This window comes from Citrobacter sp. wls716 (assembly GCF_005280975.1).
Taxonomy (GTDB): Bacteria; Pseudomonadota; Gammaproteobacteria; order Enterobacterales; family Enterobacteriaceae; genus Citrobacter; species Citrobacter youngae.
In genome coordinates this window covers 24,418-41,814 of record NZ_SZWX01000037.1, presented here as the reverse complement: position 1 = coordinate 41,814, position 17,397 = coordinate 24,418, and the positions used below count along the sequence as shown (strand labels likewise).

At 47.0% G+C, this 17,397-nt stretch carries 20 protein-coding genes and 1 pseudogene; 14 read left to right on the top strand and 7 right to left on the bottom strand.

What is annotated here, in order from left to right:
- Positions 1–275: 275 nt before the first annotated feature.
- Entirely contained in the window at positions 276–1,298 is a 1,023-nt protein-coding gene (locus FDX24_RS13525) for a nucleoid-associated protein (protein WP_115642613.1), read from the top strand.
- Positions 1,299–1,312: 14 nt separating this feature from the next.
- Entirely contained in the window at positions 1,313–2,524 is a 1,212-nt protein-coding gene (locus FDX24_RS13520; RefSeq protein ID WP_137364465.1) for a hypothetical protein, read from the top strand.
- A 27-nt stretch (positions 2,525–2,551) separates the two neighbouring features.
- On the opposite strand, the gene FDX24_RS13515 is transcribed toward FDX24_RS13520, so the two are convergent.
- The 6 genes from FDX24_RS13515 to FDX24_RS13485 all read right to left on the bottom strand — a co-directional run bounded on the left by FDX24_RS13515 (position 2,552) and on the right by FDX24_RS13485 (position 7,381).
- Entirely contained in the window at positions 2,552–3,562 is a 1,011-nt protein-coding gene (locus FDX24_RS13515; protein ID WP_115643628.1) for a tyrosine-type recombinase/integrase, read from the bottom strand.
- On the bottom strand, positions 3,563–3,787 hold the full coding sequence (locus tag FDX24_RS13510; protein ID WP_016152504.1) for a DUF4224 domain-containing protein: 225 nt from the start codon (positions 3,785–3,787) through the stop codon (positions 3,563–3,565).
- Positions 3,788–3,999: 212 nt separating this feature from the next.
- On the bottom strand, positions 4,000–4,182 hold the full coding sequence (locus tag FDX24_RS13500) for a hypothetical protein (protein WP_016152506.1): 183 nt from the start codon (positions 4,180–4,182) through the stop codon (positions 4,000–4,002).
- Positions 4,183–4,184: 2 nt separating this feature from the next.
- Positions 4,185–4,739: a siphovirus Gp157 family protein gene (locus tag FDX24_RS13495; RefSeq protein ID WP_016152507.1), complete on the bottom strand. Its 555-nt coding sequence runs from the start codon at positions 4,737–4,739 to the stop codon at positions 4,185–4,187.
- Positions 4,739–7,012 (bottom strand): hypothetical protein, encoded by a 2,274-nt coding sequence (locus FDX24_RS13490; protein ID WP_137364464.1) that lies wholly within the window; start codon positions 7,010–7,012, stop codon positions 4,739–4,741. Before FDX24_RS13490 ends, FDX24_RS13495 begins: the two co-directional genes overlap by 1 nt.
- A gap of 45 nt (positions 7,013–7,057) precedes the next feature.
- Positions 7,058–7,381 carry a hypothetical protein gene (locus FDX24_RS13485; RefSeq protein WP_137364463.1) on the bottom strand — a complete coding sequence of 108 codons (324 nt, stop codon included), beginning with the start codon at positions 7,379–7,381 and terminating at the stop codon, positions 7,058–7,060.
- 486 nt (positions 7,382–7,867) lie between these two features.
- Here FDX24_RS13485 and FDX24_RS23475 point away from each other — a divergent pair, with 486 nt between their 5' ends.
- A complete protein-coding gene (locus tag FDX24_RS23475; protein WP_170973071.1) occupies positions 7,868–8,116 on the top strand; it encodes a hypothetical protein in 249 nt (82 codons plus the stop codon).
- A gap of 303 nt (positions 8,117–8,419) precedes the next feature.
- On the opposite strand, the gene FDX24_RS13480 is transcribed toward FDX24_RS23475, so the two are convergent.
- Positions 8,420–8,875 (bottom strand): helix-turn-helix domain-containing protein, encoded by a 456-nt coding sequence (locus FDX24_RS13480; protein WP_045449542.1) that lies wholly within the window; start codon positions 8,873–8,875, stop codon positions 8,420–8,422.
- A gap of 108 nt (positions 8,876–8,983) precedes the next feature.
- Here FDX24_RS13480 and FDX24_RS13475 point away from each other — a divergent pair, with 108 nt between their 5' ends.
- The 11 genes and pseudogenes from FDX24_RS13475 to FDX24_RS13420 all read left to right on the top strand — a co-directional run bounded on the left by FDX24_RS13475 (position 8,984) and on the right by FDX24_RS13420 (position 17,134).
- Entirely contained in the window at positions 8,984–9,217 is a 234-nt protein-coding gene (locus FDX24_RS13475; RefSeq protein WP_000364674.1) for a helix-turn-helix transcriptional regulator, read from the top strand.
- 64 nt (positions 9,218–9,281) lie between these two features.
- Entirely contained in the window at positions 9,282–9,728 is a 447-nt protein-coding gene (locus FDX24_RS13465) for a toxin YdaT family protein (protein WP_016152513.1), read from the top strand.
- Between the two features lie 22 nt (positions 9,729–9,750).
- Complete coding sequence (locus tag FDX24_RS13460) at positions 9,751–9,975, top strand: hypothetical protein (protein WP_001648809.1); 225 nt, start codon at positions 9,751–9,753, stop codon at positions 9,973–9,975.
- 2 nt (positions 9,976–9,977) lie between these two features.
- A complete protein-coding gene (locus FDX24_RS13455; protein WP_137364461.1) occupies positions 9,978–10,961 on the top strand; it encodes a helix-turn-helix domain-containing protein in 984 nt (327 codons plus the stop codon).
- Entirely contained in the window at positions 10,958–12,346 is a 1,389-nt protein-coding gene (locus FDX24_RS13450) for a replicative DNA helicase (protein ID WP_137364460.1), read from the top strand. Before FDX24_RS13455 ends, FDX24_RS13450 begins: the two co-directional genes overlap by 4 nt.
- A 38-nt stretch (positions 12,347–12,384) precedes the next feature.
- A complete protein-coding gene (locus FDX24_RS13445; RefSeq protein WP_137364459.1) occupies positions 12,385–13,065 on the top strand; it encodes a hypothetical protein in 681 nt (226 codons plus the stop codon).
- Between the two features lie 3 nt (positions 13,066–13,068).
- Entirely contained in the window at positions 13,069–13,317 is a 249-nt protein-coding gene (locus tag FDX24_RS13440) for a hypothetical protein (RefSeq protein ID WP_137364458.1), read from the top strand.
- Positions 13,310–13,912 (top strand): MT-A70 family methyltransferase, encoded by a 603-nt coding sequence (locus FDX24_RS13435; protein WP_137364457.1) that lies wholly within the window; start codon positions 13,310–13,312, stop codon positions 13,910–13,912. Before FDX24_RS13440 ends, FDX24_RS13435 begins: the two co-directional genes overlap by 8 nt.
- Positions 13,909–14,382 (top strand): annotated as a pseudogene (locus tag FDX24_RS23725) (class I SAM-dependent methyltransferase); the annotation flags it as partial. The gene FDX24_RS13435 and the pseudogene FDX24_RS23725, both read left to right, overlap by 4 nt.
- A gap of 278 nt (positions 14,383–14,660) precedes the next feature.
- Positions 14,661–16,796 carry a DNA cytosine methyltransferase gene (locus FDX24_RS13425; RefSeq protein ID WP_137364455.1) on the top strand — a complete coding sequence of 712 codons (2,136 nt, stop codon included), beginning with the start codon at positions 14,661–14,663 and terminating at the stop codon, positions 16,794–16,796.
- A complete protein-coding gene (locus tag FDX24_RS13420) occupies positions 16,796–17,134 on the top strand; it encodes a hypothetical protein (protein WP_137364454.1) in 339 nt (112 codons plus the stop codon). Before FDX24_RS13425 ends, FDX24_RS13420 begins: the two co-directional genes overlap by 1 nt.
- The last annotated feature ends 263 nt before the right edge of the window (positions 17,135–17,397 follow it).

Below are 17,397 nucleotides of genomic sequence, written 5' to 3'. Positions count from 1 at the left end.
CTAGAGTTCGAATCTCTACGCTTCCGCCAAATTTAACAAGGGGTTAGCTAAACGCTAACCCCTTTGTTTTTTTAGCAGAAGAATAAAGAAAGAATATTCGGAAAGAATATAATAATACTGAAATGCATAACTATGCATAAAAATACATAGTTATGTTTTTTTGATGATGAATTTTGATCTAACATCGATATAGCAACCTCGTTTTTGATATTTTCTTGATTTTTCAGCAAAAATGTGGATAGTTGACCCTGAATTAGTCATGAAGAGGGAATATCGTGTCTGCAACTATCCATAATTTTATTGTTCATCAAATTAAGCGTGACAGCTCTAGAGCTGCAATGTTAATAGAGCGCTTTCAAGAGAATGATATAGATGAGCTTACTACTGATGTTGTTAGTAGTCTTTTAAGCTTATTTAATAAGACCGGATTACAGACTGGAACTTTTAGCCAAGTTAGCGGAAAACCTAAATTTGAACAGGTTTTAGAAAGATATTCTTCAATCAATGATGATGTTTTTTCTTTCCCTGATTTCACTCAAATGTCAATTGATTTGGCTAGAATTCTTGAAGGTGAAATGAATAAAGGCGCTGGTAAAATAGCGAAGCCAACATATATTGTCTTTTTTCATCACTCATTCGGTTCTAAACACTATTTATCAGTTATTACTCTTCTCGAAACAAAAGGTTTTACTCTAGAGGAACTATCGTTCAAGCTTATTGATAGACTTGATCTTGATAAATTGCATCTTGCAGCAAGAATAAGACTTAATGATTGGAACGATGAAATAGATGAAAGATATATATCTTTTAGAGTAGGGCGTGCAAGCGAAATTCGTGATTACTTTAAAGATTTCATAGGTTGCGAAGAATTCACTCAGGCTAAAATTGAAACTAAAGGATTAGTTGATGCTATCAAACATTGCTTGCAACTAGTTCATGAAAGTGAACCACAAATAATAAATGAAAAACTAGAATTGGCAGAGGATTTTTGTAAAAAGCATAAGGATGATGATGGGAAAATCAGTCTCGAAGTTTTAGGCAGACATTTGTTTCCTGAACATGAACATCTTCTCCTTAATGTGGCACAAAATGAACCGTACAATTTAAGTGAACGTGTTAGTATTGATAACACAGGTTTGAAAGCGTTAGTTCGTTATCGCGGCAGTGATAAAAGGATGAGCATAAGTTTCGATGCTGATTTATTAACATCTAAAACGGTTGAATTTGACTCAACAACTGGAAAATTAACATTCAATCAGATACCAATCGTTTTACGAAAAGCATTAGAAAAGGGATAATGTAGGGGGCTGAAATGGCTAGATTTGAAAGTATAAAACAATTACTCGCGTCGTCCTGTGAGGATATTGTTTATGCTGATGATATTGTCCATGTTCATCTGCCAATGGTTCAGACAGTATATGATTTCGCATCAATGTGTGCTGAACAAAATTTAATATCACAGACGTTTTCATTTATTTTTAAAGGGCAGTCTCGTGATAGAGTATTCAGTCTATGGGATGAACTCCCATCATCTATTACTAATGGAAATATCACTACCTTTGAGGTTTCACTAAATCTCAAATCTATGCGCATGAGTGGTATTCATGTTTATTACGATGAAAATGAGTTAATCGAAATATGCCCTTTGTCGCCAGAGCGATTTCTAATAATAAAGTTAGGGATAAATAATGGTGATTGTACTATCTGTCCTGACGAATATTCAAAAAATGAAATAGCTAGGTACCGACAAGTTAAAAAAATATGGGATCTGCTTTCATCTTGCTCTGATCACCAAGATGGGCATGAATTAATATTTTTATATAAGCAAAAGATCAGTGTTACATTAAATTATAACATTAAAGATCTTGAACATGAATTTGATGGATTTGCAAAGCTTGATAAAATTTTTTCTGATGAATTACATATGGATGCCAAATGTAATATCATGCGTAGTACTCTGCACTCTTTTCTTTGGCGTGAAAAACGCTCTGATTCATTCAGAAAATTACTAGCAGAATTCACTCTCTTTAGTCTTGTTTTTGAAGAAAACTATCGAGCTTTTTCAGTTGGATTTAGTTTTGATAAAATACGTAAAGAGTATTCAGAACGATTTAGAGATTATTTATCAAAGCTAAATGGAATAATGTACGATACTTTGACAAGAGCATTGTCAATCCCTATTTCTAGCTTAATAAGTTTTGTAGCAATGAAAGGGGATTTTTCTGGTAGCTCTGCAATTATTAACGTTGGGGCGTTATTACTTGTTCTTTTTGCATCAATAAATATATGGTATTTGGTTAAGTTTCAGTCGTCTATGATCAGGATTTCACAGTCTGAATATAAAGATTTGTTTGATAATATTAGGACGGAATTGAAGGATCTCGAATTAATTGAGCTGAGTCAGAAGGAAGATGAGCTCAATGACCAATCAAAAAAAGTAATATCAACATTGAATTTTGTGCAATCAATTTCCATCTGTAATCTTATTCTTAATGCAGCATTATTTATCATAACTATTTTTTAAAGGCTGTTAAGTCACAGCCTTGGTAAATTATATGAGAGGGAGATCTAGAGTCGGGCTGATTTGTACTTTCCTGTCATAAATAAGCACTTGGCTCTCCGTCTTGTGTCCGCTGAATATCTGCTTATCCCTACTGCTCCCTTCAAAATCTGAAATAGCTTTTGCCTTAATGTCGTGGAACGTGTAATCCAGTTGCCTATTAAGTTCACTCTGTGCTGACCGCACGGCCTTTAGCCAGCGATTATTGAATGTCTTGCGGATGAACTGCCCGCGATCGCTGTTATAGAGAACCAATGCGTCAGGTGAAAGCTTTGGGCATGCTGCCTGTGCTGTTTCCAGTGCTTCCCGCAGGCGAGGTGTCCAGACCTTTATCTGTTTTTTCCCGGTTTTGCCCTGTTGTATAAAAATCCCTTTATCTGATATTTGCATCCAACGTAGTTCGAGTACGTCAGCTTGTCGCGCGGCGCATAAGTAAGATATTTCCATTGCGGCTCTGACGACGTGATCTGCATGTTTATAAATTGCCAGGTAATCTTCGTCAGTGATGTATTGCTCACGAGCCTTGAGAGAAAATTTGCTGACGCCGGCACAGGGGTTTCCCTTAACATATCCGCGCTCATATCCCCAGCGGTAAACGCGAGACATGCTGCTCATTTCTTGGTTGGCCTGGTTCTTACTTTGCAGACCACGACGATCCATAAACTGTCGCACGTCTTCAGGTTTGATTATGTCAGCTTTAACCTTGCCGAATACAGCGAGTAATTTTTTCTGATGTTGCAGATAGTCACGCTGGGTTCGTATTGCCAGTTCTGTGTAGTAGGCGCTTTTGAGAAACATTCCCCAGAGCTTTTCGAACGTCATTACATCTGAGTAATTCCGTCGTTCTTCCTCATACCGTTTCCATAACGCTGACATAGTGAGAGTGATTGGCCCCAGTGTCACTGTTTCCCGTGACGTGGGTTTGTAGTAGTAACGCGTTTTTGTTTTGGATACGCGCGGCGGCAGTTTGTTATCTCCAGGATCCTTTCTTCTGCGCCCCATTTAAATAGCTCCGAAATCGGGTTTTTCTTCTGTGCTGGTCTGTACGGTGATCTGCCCGTTCAATACAGCGTTAATGTGCGTCCAGGTAACCATTGGGCGACCTTCCCGGTCGGGTATGTACGAGACGCCGCCACGGTCGAGAATTTCCCTTTGTTTGGATGCCTTCTGATAACCGGTAAACTCAATCAGTTCTGCGTCTGTTAGTAGATCGTTTTCTCTGGCCATGTTGGTCTTTCCTCATCATCCGGTACACGGCGTCATCAGCATCACTGCATGCGCGTTCGATGTCGGACTGGGTCAGGGTCTTCTTTCGTACGCTTGCCGATAACCGGCCAATCTTTATGTCGAAATCTGTGAGCAGAGTAGCTCCGGGTTGCCATCGCAGCATTGCAGCCTCCTGGGTTGGGTGAGGCCACAATGCTAGCGATAGTATGGTTTTATTTCTGATTACGCTTAATCAGGTTTTCGGGTAGGAATGCGCCTTTCTCACGAGTCACTTTAACGCTTTTCGGCAGGTGCATTCCCAACTCGCAACGGCTACGCGCTTCAATAATGCCGTTACTGCCATCTGAAAATACTACGTGAACCGCATCACCACGTTTTAGGGATAGTTTCAGCATAGTTATCGTACCTGTAGTGAGCGTTCGCCGATCTCAAGGTGGGCACCCGGTACCGGATTTAACAATTCTGCTGGTACTTCACCACCATCAGCCGTGATTTGCGCCGCGGCAGCTTCCGCAGCCTCGATCGCTTCTTTGATGGCTTTTTTGTCCGGAGCGACAATCGTCTGAACAGTAACCAACTCATCCGGTAATAGATTTTCGTTGTCGATAACAACGCTGACGCTACCTTTTCGGGCAGTAAAGCTATTCTTAGGGGTCTTGAGCTTGTCCAGATTGGCAGCAAGCAGGCAAGACAGAATATATTTACGCAGCGTTTTATCTTTATTTTCGAAAGATTTTTTACGCTCAGCCAGGCGCTTCATTTCTTCATCGCATGTTTTTGCATTTCCCAGATTATTACGTGCGATGACCATGATGGCATCCAGCTTATCCGCCAGTTCTCCTTCAATTCCTTCCAGTGTATCGGTGATCATTTCCGGAGTTAGTTCATCAGAGCTTTCCAGCAATTGCAGAAGGTTGGTGTAGTCAGCAGCTAACGCGATTGCAGTAGTCATTATGCATTCTCCTGGGATTTGTTCAGTTCAGCGATACGTTCATCTTTGATGGATGTCAGGCGACGCAGGCGCCCACTTAAATAGCGCGCATGTTGCGTGTCACCCTTCGCCTCTGCATCCTTGCGATGCACCTCCGCTTCACGGGCAATCGAAGAATAAACCTTGTTGATCTCGTTCTCTGACACAGCTGATGCAAGAGTGTTTGCGACTTTGGTCAGTTTATCGTCCAGTTCCTGACGTACGCGGGCTGCATCCTCTGCGTTTTCGCTGGCGTTTTTGAGCGCAAATTCAGCTTTATTTTTCTGGCGATATTCCGGGTTGTCGTACAGGCCCATAAAAATATCCGCGCAGAAACCAAGAGCAGACAACGCTTTTTTGGTTGCGTCAGTCAGTGATTTTTTTGTCGCTTCACCGTCACAGAAGGGGCCGTATTTGGTGCTGTAAAGGTAAGGTGTGCAGCCGTAAGCGATCTCTGTACCTCGTTTGCCATTACGGATATACCAAAGCTTGATTTTGATAACGTGGTTTTTCTCAGTCAGTATGCCGCCGATTCCATCAGGGATAAGTTCCCATGTATTGTTACCGTCAGCTCCCTTTACCGTGCGAGTGATTGGCGCACCATCATCAAAGCGTTCTTCCAGAATATCCACGCCCCAGCCGATACCTTTCGGACCAAATTCACGGGTGGCGATCATGGTCATGTAGGTACCATTGATGGAGGTACCGCCGCCATTCACAGAGAATGCGGAGGTAAAGCGCTCATCTGTTTTGAATACTTCTTTCCACAACTCCAGGTTGTCGCTTTCGCCAACCTGCATTTCATTAATACTCTTAACCAGTTCCGACGCCTGAGGAAGCTGTTCTTCACGCTTAACTCGATCGACGAGCTGATCCACATCCTGAACAATTTTTTTCACTTTATCGCTCAGATTTTCATTCTGTTGGTCAGTTGTGTCCTGGTTGGTCGCATATACTCCGTAACCCATATTATTTAGCGTTTCACGAGCCTGCTCCGCCTGGTCTTCTGTAACTGTTTCCTGTTCTGCTACTTCCGTTTTTTCACCTTCATTTGAGGCAGTTTCAGGCATAGTTCCATCACGCGAAAGCGTTCCGTCATTGTGGATTGAATCCTGCGGTTGGGTATCGGTTTTAACCCATTTAGGGTCATTAGGGTCGCTGATACCTTCCACATATTCGCCGCGTTCTGCCGCAAGCTGCTTGCCGGTTCTTTCTGCATCCGTTTCGGCACATTCGAGTTGACCATGTTCAGCCAGCCATGAATCAATATGGCGTCGCAGTGACTCAGGGAAATGGTATGTATCTTTAGATGGGACATTCTGAATAACCCCAAAGATACTCGGGCGGTCATATTTGAGTATCTTCCCGGTAGTACGTAATGCGGCTGACCAGCGTTTGAAATCTTCCCGGTCAGCGGAAATCATTTTCTCCGCGTCACGGAGATTTCCTGATAACACTGGTGCATCGGGAGCAATGGGAAGGAGGGCAACGGCAATTTCCTGATCCAGTGTTGCGTAGGTGTGTTTATAACCACGTTGTGGCGCCACAGCGATATTGTCATTTTTAACGCAGGTACTAAGTGACGATGTTTTGTTTGGCATCATCTCATCACGCTTACCTGGGTTTTCCAGCCAGCGTTTAATAAATTGTGAAATCGCAGCCTTACCCGGAGTTTGATCTTCAAAGTTTGCGTAAATGGCCTGAATGAGATTATTAAGACCTTCAACATGCATATGCTGCACGGGTTCGTTATTGTGCAGCGCGTGGAGAATATTGAGATTAACCCGATCATCCTCATCAAAGGATTCATCGTTATTTTCCAGATTATCGAGATAATCCAGCACCTGAGAGTAAAGAACTCCATCGATGGGAGAATCGCTGAACATAAGGACGGCCGCGAAGCGTTCCCGGGATGGTAGCTTTGCCAGATCGATAATCTCGTTACTGGTTGGCAGATTTGATACGTTAGCCTCCGGTTCGTTGATGACCCATTTTTCCCCGTCGAATGTGTGTGTCAGGGCAAATTGTTCATCAAACTTACCAACAGCCGGCAGCGGCAGACCTTCAGCATGTTCCCATAACTTGGGTTTGAAATAGTTGTCACCGTTGGCAGGGTAGGCTTCCCAGAGTTTTCCGGTCATGATGCTCTCTGCCACTTTTTTGTTTGGCGCATCAATTGCGATCGCCAGTTGTACGGCCCCGCAATCTTTAACCGCTGATTTTTTTGGCTCAAATAAGCCGTTGTAGATGGTCATTGGTCTTTCCTCTTTGGTTACTGGCGCTGGTCTGGCGCCGGCTGATCAAAATGGGATATCGCTTTCCTGAACAGGGGTATGATCAATACACAGCAGTTGCTGTATTTTGTCGTCGACTCGGGCAATTTGACGTTGTGCTTCCTCCGCAATCGTCTCTTTCTGGCCGCGCAACTGGTCGACCTGAAGAGCAATGATGTCAAATGGTTCAGGCTGGTTTATATCGAGGGTAATTTCACGAGTTTCCAACAAAACGTAGGTGTCCGGAAAATTGCGTGACATGTCACAGGTGGCAACAATGTATTTATCCGAAGAAAACGTTTGTGTGTGGTAGTGAATGTACAGTTTTACAGGGATGGTAAGCGCTTCCATAGCGACTCCTTAGTGATGTATACTCAGAGCCGATCAGCGAATATTGATCAGCTTCCATAGCGTCAGTGTCGTTGGTCTTTCCTCTCCGTAGGGTTGGTCCCCTACGGAATCCGAATGGTTTGGTCGCCGTTCGGGGTAACTGGCCCGCCTTGTGCGGGCCTTTTGCCATCTAAAGGTTGCCCGTCTTTCCGGGCTGTCAGGGCTGGTCATGCCCCATTGGTCTTTCCTCCCGGACTTTCCCGGCGTCATACTGCTGGTCGGCTCTCACCTTCAGGGAACGCTATCGCAACAGCAAAATAGAGGTGTGGCGCCAGGTGCTTATCTTCTGGTTGTCTCGATGGACTGCAATTCGCCACAATTCGAATTCTGTGCGGTCTTTCCCGCATGTCATCGTACTGGCGGCGACCCGCAATTCGTTCCGGGATTTTTCAACACGCCCGGTCGTGCTACCTTTGCTATTCCAACAAAAGCAAAGAGAACTCACTTATGGAAAATGAAACAACTCCTTCACCGCGAGACATTGCTACACAGCTAATCATCTCTGGAATAATTGCATCAATGCCAAAGGAGCAAAGGGCGCAGGTGCTATCTATGACTGAGGTACTGCTAAACACCTTCGTTAACCCTATGCAAAATGACAGTGAAGCCATTAAAAATTTTGCTCACCAGGTTGAGGCTGAGACTTACAAAATGATTCGTGGATTGAACGTACGAGACGAATCTGAATCTCATTAGCCTGGGAAAAATTAAGGGCTAGTTTCATCTCTATTTCCGATCTAAGGCTCTTCACGCTTTCGATGAGCCTTTTCTCTTCTGCTGCTGTCATCATGCTCACTCCCTCATTCGTCTTTCCGAATCGTCAGAACGTTTTTCTGAACAACTGCCGCGTGGTTAGTGCGTCGTTGATGTGGCTTATATTAGTTATGCGTATATTCATGGTCAAGATTAAAATAATCGTAATGCGAATATATTTTGTATGTTCTTGATAAGAAAGGATAAAAAAAATCCCGACGATGCGGGATTATTTTGGAGGGGAATTTACTGTTTTCTTGTGGCTAGAAGTTCTTCAAAAAGTCGGTCAAATCCACTAACTTTGTCTTTTAATTCAGATAGATGCCTTTCTTTTTCACTCTGAGGAAGTCTTTCATAAAGTGCTATCAACTCGGCATCTTCTGGTTTCAGGAGTCGCCAGCCAGCAGCTGAATAATCTTGAACGTGGGCTCCTGATTTCCGGACATAATTCATTAGTTCGGCAAGGTCGGGTCTAATGTCTTCAGGTTTTACACCGAGAAGAGCTGAAAATTTTAATGTCGCATCTGTGTTTAACGGAATACTTCCATTCAAATACTGACTGACTGTAGCCTGAGTACTAAAGCCGAGAGCATCCGCCGCCTTTTCCTGAGTAAGACGTAAAGTTACTTTTTTCTCGTTCCATATGTCGCGCAGCCTTTGGGCTGCATCAGCTTCAGCTGCATCAAGCGTTTTCTTTCTCATGACGCCCATATTATTCGTAAAATTAATTTCCTCCCAATCGTGTAACTATTGACACATGTGTATTCGCAATACTAATATTCATGTGTCACATACATTTTAGGAGGACAAATGGATCTCAAAACCTATCTAAAGACCTCTGGCGTTCGCCAGCAGGATTTCGCTCAAGTGGTTGGTGAGACGCAGGGCTATGTCAGTCGTGTTGCATCTGGAAAATGCCTTCTTGGTGCTGCAACTGCATTGAAATGGGCCGCAGCGACTGGCTATCAAGTTACACCACATGATCTACTCCCCAATATTTATCGAAAACCAACTGACGGACTGCCGGAACAGAATGCAGCTTAACAAAGGGCGTATTTGAAATCTGATTACGCTTAATCAGGTTTTCAGCGACAGGAGACGCGACGAAGTGGAAAACCTCGACGAACTGAAAAGAGAAATCTTCAACTGGGCTGCTGAGCGTGGGCAGGAACATGTTGCTATTGAGATCACTCGCATGTGGTTTCGAATGGGCGGCAATACCAGCTGCGTAAAACTGCACCCGATGGAGGATTCAAAAGGTAATGCTGACTGGCGGGCAATCAACAACAACCGGCAGCAGATTTTTCGCTGGCTACGTGGTGAGACGAAAGCGGCAAGAATCAAAACTAAAGCGCTGGCCATGGCGATGGAGGCTGCATTGCCTGCGGAACGATATGCACAGCTGGGGATGACCACTCAGCAGTTAATTTGCATCGCGATTCGTGATTTTGCTGCGGCGATTATTGCCTTGCTGCTTGATGCCAGAGATCGACCACAGCGGATAGCACAGGCACTACAAGCCATACAGGAAACACAGCGCCTGACCAGCGTTTAACTTGTATCGAGGAAAGACCAATATGCAGACATCAACTGACCGCATCACCTGGCGGAACGGCTGGCGTTTAAATGGCGAGCCATCCTGTGCGCATGACGTACGGGGAATATTTGAAGAACGCCTGTCCGCTAAAAAATGGGAAATTTATGAGAAACGCAAAGCTGAGATGATCGAGACGTGCGTTTTTCTCACACCAAAAGACTACGAAATAGCCTGTCGTGAACTGGCTGAACTGCTGGGGATCTGACTATGAGCATGACCCTAATGGCCCGGGCTATGGCAATAAAAACCGGAAACCCAATCCGTAAACTGGTGCTGATTAAACTTGCTGATAACGCCAATGATAATGGTGAATGCTGGCCATCTTATCAGCACATTGCTGATCATTGCGAATGCAGCAGGAGTGCTGTTCGTACGCATATTGACGCGCTTATTGGCATGGGCGTTTTAACAAAAGAAAATCGTATGGGTATTAACAATGGTAAGGGAAATACATCGAATGTGTATTACCTGAATCTTGATAACCCTGTGCCACCAAAAAGCACAGCCCCTGTGCCATCAAAAATCACAGGTATGCCGTTAGAAAACACACCCCCTATGCCATGTGGTGGCACCAGAACCAGTCACTCTTTTGAACCAGTCAATGAACCTAATGATCCCCCTAACCCCCAGAAGGGGGAGGGCGACGAATGGATCCTTGCTGACGCTAAAAAAGCCCTGGAATTCTATAACGAACAAACCGGTACCCGTTGCCGTGATGTTAAGCCGTTCGTTCTCATGCTTACGCCGACACAAACGCGGGAAGCATACACACTGGCTGAGCTGCAATTAGTTATTCGTTGGGTTCTGGCGACATGGCGTCGCCGTGGTTCTGGCTTACCTAAACCAGCCAATATCTGCCGTGTAAATCGCTTTGATGGTTATCTCGCAGATGCCGAAGCATGGGCCACTACGGAGGCTGATATTGATCCGGATGCTGTCATGAACGGCTACAACGAGATATTCGCTGACACACTGCCTGCTGCTGAACTGGATACAGATCGCCGCAGGATGATTATTCGCCTGGCGGCCCATATGAAAAATAAAACTACGGGAGCATTCCTGGGTTACTTCGAAAAATTCCGCGCTGATGCCCCTGATTTTTATTTCGGATCTAACGGTGGATGGCGCGCCAGCTTTGATTATTTGATGAAACCAGAAACTTTACGTAATACCCGGGAAGGTTCGCTATGACCCCGCAGGAACTGGAAGCGTGTGTGCTGGCAGGGTTGTTGAATGGCGGCGCTACACCTGACGCATTTGACGTGATCGCATCCACGCCAGAGGAATCATTCAGCATTGGTTTTTATCGCCGCGCATTCAGCGAAATAAAAAAACAGGCACTGACTAACGGCATGATCGACATGCTTTTCATCAGTGAGGCGTTGGGCGGTTCAAGCCTGGCTGATTTGTCGGAAATTTCCCGCATACCAGCAACGATTCCGAATCTCAAAGGGTATGCAGGGAAGATGGTTAAAGCATGGCGTAGCCGTGCGCTGGCGAAACTTTTGCAGGATGGCGCCGACGGCATCCGCAATGCTGCCAACCAGGAACAACGTGATCAGGTTGTGGAAAAGGCTGTGGCGCAGCTGCTGGATATGACTGCTGAAAGCGGCGACGTCCAACCGGTACACATTAACGAGCTGTTGCCCGCCTACATGGACACCGTACAGAAACGCATGGAAGGCGATGAATCCACGCGTAACCTTCTGACCGGGATTGTAGATCTCGATAATGCTACAGGAGGTATTAACCCGCAGGATCTGATTGTCGTTGCTGGTCGACCAGGTATGGGTAAAACCGAATTTGCTCTTACTGTTGTGGAGGGCGTAACCGCTAAAGGCGGAGGCGCGCTAATTTTCAGCATGGAAATGGCCGCTGCTCAGATTGTTGAACGCTCACTGGCTGGCGCCGGGAATCTGTCTGTTTCCCGTCTGCGTAATCCACAGGATATGTACGATGAGGACTGGGCACGATTAACCGCTGCGATAGGTGAGCTTACGGATCGCGATATCTGGATCGTGGATGCAACCGACCTTACGGTTGAACAAATTCGCGCCATTGCCGAAACACACAAACGGCGTCATCCGCATCTGGCGATGATTATGGTCGACTATCTCGGACTGATTAAAAAACCAAAAGCAGAGCGTAACGATCTCGCTGTAGCGCATATTTCCCGAAATCTTAAAACCATGGCTATGCGCCTGCACACGCCAACCTTTGCACTGAGTCAGCTCTCCCGCGCCGTCGATGCGCGCCCGGCGGCGCAGCGCCGTCCGGTAATGTCAGACCTGCGTGATTCAGGCTCTATTGAGCAGGATGCTGACAGCATTCTGTTTCTGTACAGAGATGAAGTTTATAACCCTGAAAGCCCGGCTGCTGGTGTGGCTGAGGTCATCCTCGGCAAATGCCGCTTTGCAGCTGCTGGTACCGTAGTTTACCAGGAGTTTAAAAACGGTCACTTTCTGCCGATCGACCAGCACATTGGCAAAGAAAAAACACGGATTCAACTGGAGGCAGCAAAACCCAGAAAAACGCACCGTAAGTATGCAGAGAAGTACAACACCGACGCATTTTAAAACGCCTGACCAGCGTGAAATACAATGAGGAAAGACCAATGACCGATTTAATTTATCCTAAAGTAGCGACAGTTGACGATGCCTGTGACTGGACGAACGTAATCATCTGGCGGATGAACGCAGGTGCCAGGGCTCGCAGCCGTTCGGTTTATGTACCTTGCCCGCGTCCGGTTCCTGTTCCGGGATTAACTGCTCGCGCGGCCCCAAAAAATAAAAAATCAAAACCTGTTGAAACCAACCCACGGTGTTTCAGTAAGACGCATACCGGAACCGTTATTTATTCAGGTGGAGAGAAGACCGTAAAACTCCGCGAAACGGCAACTGTATGGACTTCCGGAAGCAAAGAGAATTACGACAAAAAAACGGGCTATAGGGTAGGTATTACCAGCCGCTGTCGTTTGCTGCTGGATACCATAAAACCCATTGAGAATCCTACTGAATCCCAATTACCCCAAAAATCCAGCGAACTGCCGGCGGAATACCTCGTGGCGATTATGAAGGGTAAAACGCTCTCATATCAGGGGATTATGTCATCGATTAAAAAATATTACCCGGACATCAAAATTACCCTGGATCAGCTCCAGAAACGCGTCTTTGCGCTTTGCATGTCGAACTTTGTTGGCATCGAACGGCATGACGATATGCCCGTTACACACTTCACGCTGAAAAGCGTTGATCCACGTTTCTACGTTCACTCAGAGAAAAACATGAGGGCTTAAGGCATGGCCGGGCAATCGGATTACCTCCCGCCCGGTCTCCCGCTCAATCGTGCGAAATGGCCACAAGAGTGCCAACTCAAAGAGCATTACGACATGCGCGCAGCTGCGCTCGTTCGTCAGCTCTATGAGCGGAAAGTTACTCGCCAGACGGTTATTCAGCACATTGACGCGACGCCGGAGAGTTATCGGGATTTTTTCAGAGAACGTTTGAATTACTGGCGCCAGCAGCACGAAGGGGGAAAGAGTGAATAAAAAGTACACGTTAATTTATGCGGATCCTCCCTGGGAATACAGAGACAAAGCAGCGGATGGTGACCGCGGCGCCGGGTTTAAATATCCGGTGATGAATGTTCTAGATATTTGCCGTCTTCCTGTGTGGGATCTCGCTGCTGAAAGTAGCCTGCTGGCTATGTGGTGGGTTCCGACGCAGCCGCTTGAAGCACTGAAGGTAGTCGAGGCATGGGGGTTTCGTTTGATGACAATGAAAGGCTTTACCTGGAACAAGTACGGAAGCCGTCAGACAGAAAAATTGGTAATGGGAATGGGGCATATGACCCGTGCTAATAGTGAAGATTGCCTTTTTGCAATTAAGGGGAAACTCCCTGAGCGTATTGATGCTGGGATTATCCAGTCATTTACAGCGCCTCGTCTGGCTCATTCACAAAAACCTGACTTTGTGCGTGAAAAGTTAGTTCAACTGTTGGGTGACGTACCACGTATAGAATTATTTGCGCGCCAGTCATCACATGGCTTTGACGTATGGGGAAATGAGTGTGGTTCGTCTGATGTAATGCTGCTGCCAGGAATAGCTGAATTTATCAAGGAAGATAGGGAGAGTGCTGCATGACAAAGCCAGCAACAATTCTTGATATGTGCTGCGGCTCCCGCATGTTCTGGTTCAACAAGCATGACACCCGTGCTGTGTTCACTGATATCCGCACCGAAGAGCACGAGCTGTGCGACGGTCGCCGCCTGGTTATCAGTCCCGACCTGATTGCCGACTTTCGTTCACTGCCGTTCGCTGATTCTTCTTTTCCGGTTGTGGTGTTTGACCCGCCACATCTGGAGCGTGTGGGCCAGTCTGCCTGGATGGGTAAAAAATACGGGAGACTGAACAAAAAAACGTGGCGTTCTGATTTGCGAACAGGATTCAAAGAAGCTTTCCGCGTGCTGCGGCCACACGGCGTGCTCATCTTCAAATGGAACGAAACGCAGATACCGGTTAGCCAGATTCTGGCGCTTACAGATGTGAAACCTGCAATTGGCCAGCGTACCGGAAAGAACGACAAAACCCACTGGATAATATTTACGAAAGAAACTGGTGACGATACCTGCAATCTCAAAAGCGCCCTCCTTGATAGCGCATACCGTAGATTACATGAGCTGGAGAGTTTGCTTCTTCCCGAGGTGCCAGAAACAGTCTGGCCAGTTGAGGTCAAGATGATTTTTGAGCAAATAAACAACGCCGAGAGTCTGCCTGAACATCACCAAAGGCGACTAAAGCATCATATCAATCGCATGTGGTTAGAAAAAATGTCAGCACAGGAGATTGTGATTGCTGCTCGTTCGCTAATGAATGCAATGGAGAAATACGCGTGAGAGAAATCATCGTTGATAATTTTGCTGGTGGTGGCGGTGCGTCAACCGGTATTGAAATGGCGATCGGTCGCAGTGTTGATATAGCAATCAACCACGATGAGAACGCTGTGGCGATGCACACTACGAATCACCCTGATACGCTGCACTATTGCGAGTCTGTGTATGAGGTTCGCCCAAAGGTAGCAACTGCGGGGCGCCCGGTGGCGCTGGCGTGGTTTTCTCCTGATTGCCGCCACTTTTCTAAAGCCAAGGGCGCTAAACCTGTCGAGAAAGCGATCCGTGGACTGGCATGGGTTGCGCTGCGTTGGGGGCTGGATGTTGAACCACGGGTAATGAAACTGGAGAACGTCGAAGAGTTTAAAACGTGGGGACCATTATTACGTGAAATGCCATTCATCAGTCACGCGGATCGCTTTCTTGATGAATTTATCGGACCACCTGAGCCAGTTGAACAGCGTCCCGACCCAGCTCGAATTGGTGAAACTTTTAACGCCTTTGTCGCAATGCTTACAACCGGCATTTCTGCAGATCATCCGGCGCTGGCAGAATGCTGTGAGTTTCTGAATATTTCGCTTGATAGCGATGACGCCGCGCGGCTGGTAAAAGGCCTGGGCTATGTAGTTGAGTATCGCGAACTGCGCGCCTGTGACTACGGCGCACCGACAATCAGAAAGCGTTTCTTCATGGTTATGCGACGTGATGGGAAGCCGATTGTATGGCCGGAACCAACGCATGGGGATCCGAAATCACCTGTGGTTCAGGCTGGCAGGCTGGCGCCATGGCGTACAGCTGCGGAGTGTATCGACTGGTCAATTCCGGCTCTATCGATATTCGACCGCAAAAAGCCGCTGGCAGAAAATACCCTGAAGCGGATCGCGCGCGGCATACAGCGCTTTGTTATCGACAGTGCGTCGCCGTTCATCGTGAAGTGCAATCACACCAGCACCAAAACGAGTTACGACTGTTTCCGAGGTCAAGCGCTGGATGAGCCATTGCAGACCATTACCAAAACCCACGGCTATGCGTTAGCCGTTCCGCACCTGACAAAGTTTCGCACTGGTGCAACCGGTCAGCCCGTTACCGAACCGGTACCGACGGTAACCGCTGGCACGTCAAAACGCCCGGGCGGGAATGGGCATGCACTCGGGATTGTTGAGGCTGCACTGACACCATTCCTGGCGGGTAATGGTGGTAGTGAATACCAGGCTAAACCGCGCCCGCTGGATAAACCTGCTCACACCATTTTGAAGCAATCCCGTGCCTGTCTGGTTGCGCCAGTGATAGCCCGCCAGTTTGGGGCCAGCATCGGCCACCGGGCAGATGAACCGAGCGGAACTATCACCGCTGGTGGTGGTGGTAAATCTCAACTGGTAACACCAACGTTGATCCAGATGGGCTATGGGGAACGTCCCGGACAAGAACCGCGTGTGCTGCGACTGGATAATCCGCTGGGGACCGTTACTGCAGGTGGCAATAAATTCGCAACGGTGAGCGCGTTCCTTGCGAAACACTACGGCGGTAACTACTCGGGACCGGGCGTCGGATTAGATGAACCTGTTCATTCAGTTACCACGGTTGATCACCACGCAGTTGTCGCTGCGCATTTGATGGTCAATAACACCGGACATTCCGGAGGCTCACTGGACAATCCGGCTCATACTGTAACGACAGGAAATCATCATGCTGCAATTACCTCTCACCTGGTAAAACTGCGCGGCACCTGCCGGGACGGCCAGCCAACCAGCCATCCAATGCCAACGGTGACGCCGGGTGGGCTGCACGTAGGGGAGGTGAAAACCACTCTTGCGGTCGATGAATACGACGAATATCGCGCTCAGCAGACGCTTGAGTTTCTGCGGGAATACTGCGGCGAGGATTGCGACGGGCTGGTGGCAGTTGACGGCATAACTTACCGCATCGTTGATATTGGCATGCGTATGCTGCAACCGCACGAGCTATACCGTGCGCAGGGCTTCCCGGAGTGGTACATCATCGACCAGGACTATCGGGGCAAGAAGTATGCGAAAGACAAGCAGGTTGCACGCTGCGGTAACGCGGTGCCACCGCCGTTTGCAGAGGCGCTGGTGAGGGCTAATTTGCCTGAATTATGTGTAAGCAGGGAGGCCGCATAATGGCAAAATCAGCAGCAGAGCGCAAAGCAGCACAGCGTGCTCGCCAGTCTGCCGCTGGTGGGCGGAAACTTGAACTGGTGCTGGATGCGCAGGAACTGGAAATGCTTGCCCGAAATTGCGCAGATCGTCGACCAGGCCGCACACCGTATGAAATGGGGGAATATATAGCGCTTCTCATTCGCCAGGATGATGCGCGTGTAAAGGGGCGGATAAAATCAATCCGCGCAAATAAATGCAACAAGTGCGGTGACTCATTACCGGTTAAAGCATGCCCATGCGCAGGTGATTCTCAGTGCTGGGTTACACACGGATGGCATGTAGTAAAACTGACAACGTGACATGTCACGATACCCTAACACCTTAAAACGAACCGCCAGAAAATGGCGGTTTTTCTTTATTAAACAAGTGTGTACAAAATAGCCATGTTTGATATTTTAACGTTTTGTGCCTTTAAAAGTTTGCACTTACTGCCACTTGGGAGTATATATACTGTATGTTTATACAGTATGCTTGTGAGGGAGGGAACGTGTTCAAAAAGACGGAGGTAGGGGAACATCTCCCCGATAACGGTCGCGTTCTCATAACCTGCAAGAATGGTAAG

Coding starts and splice junctions, on each gene's coding strand:
- FDX24_RS13495 (WP_016152507.1), bottom strand. CDS start 4,739: ATGACTACTGCAATCGCGTTAGCTGCTGACTACACCAACCTTCTGCAA.
- FDX24_RS13460 (WP_001648809.1), top strand. CDS start 9,751: ATGCAGACATCAACTGACCGCATCACCTGGCGGAACGGCTGGCGTTTA.
- FDX24_RS13490 (WP_137364464.1), bottom strand. CDS start 7,012: ATGACCATCTACAACGGCTTATTTGAGCCAAAAAAATCAGCGGTTAAA.
- FDX24_RS13475 (WP_000364674.1), top strand. CDS start 8,984: ATGGATCTCAAAACCTATCTAAAGACCTCTGGCGTTCGCCAGCAGGAT.
- FDX24_RS13485 (WP_137364463.1), bottom strand. CDS start 7,381: ATGGAAGCGCTTACCATCCCTGTAAAACTGTACATTCACTACCACACA.
- FDX24_RS13450 (WP_137364460.1), top strand. CDS start 10,958: ATGACCCCGCAGGAACTGGAAGCGTGTGTGCTGGCAGGGTTGTTGAAT.
- FDX24_RS23475 (WP_170973071.1), top strand. CDS start 7,868: ATGGAAAATGAAACAACTCCTTCACCGCGAGACATTGCTACACAGCTA.
- FDX24_RS13445 (WP_137364459.1), top strand. CDS start 12,385: ATGACCGATTTAATTTATCCTAAAGTAGCGACAGTTGACGATGCCTGT.
- FDX24_RS13510 (WP_016152504.1), bottom strand. CDS start 3,787: ATGGCCAGAGAAAACGATCTACTAACAGACGCAGAACTGATTGAGTTT.
- FDX24_RS13420 (WP_137364454.1), top strand. CDS start 16,796: ATGGCAAAATCAGCAGCAGAGCGCAAAGCAGCACAGCGTGCTCGCCAG.
- FDX24_RS13500 (WP_016152506.1), bottom strand. CDS start 4,182: ATGCTGAAACTATCCCTAAAACGTGGTGATGCGGTTCACGTAGTATTT.
- FDX24_RS13520 (WP_137364465.1), top strand. CDS start 1,313: ATGGCTAGATTTGAAAGTATAAAACAATTACTCGCGTCGTCCTGTGAG.
- FDX24_RS13440 (WP_137364458.1), top strand. CDS start 13,069: ATGGCCGGGCAATCGGATTACCTCCCGCCCGGTCTCCCGCTCAATCGT.
- FDX24_RS13455 (WP_137364461.1), top strand. CDS start 9,978: ATGAGCATGACCCTAATGGCCCGGGCTATGGCAATAAAAACCGGAAAC.
- FDX24_RS13480 (WP_045449542.1), bottom strand. CDS start 8,875: ATGAGAAAGAAAACGCTTGATGCAGCTGAAGCTGATGCAGCCCAAAGG.
- FDX24_RS13515 (WP_115643628.1), bottom strand. CDS start 3,562: ATGGGGCGCAGAAGAAAGGATCCTGGAGATAACAAACTGCCGCCGCGC.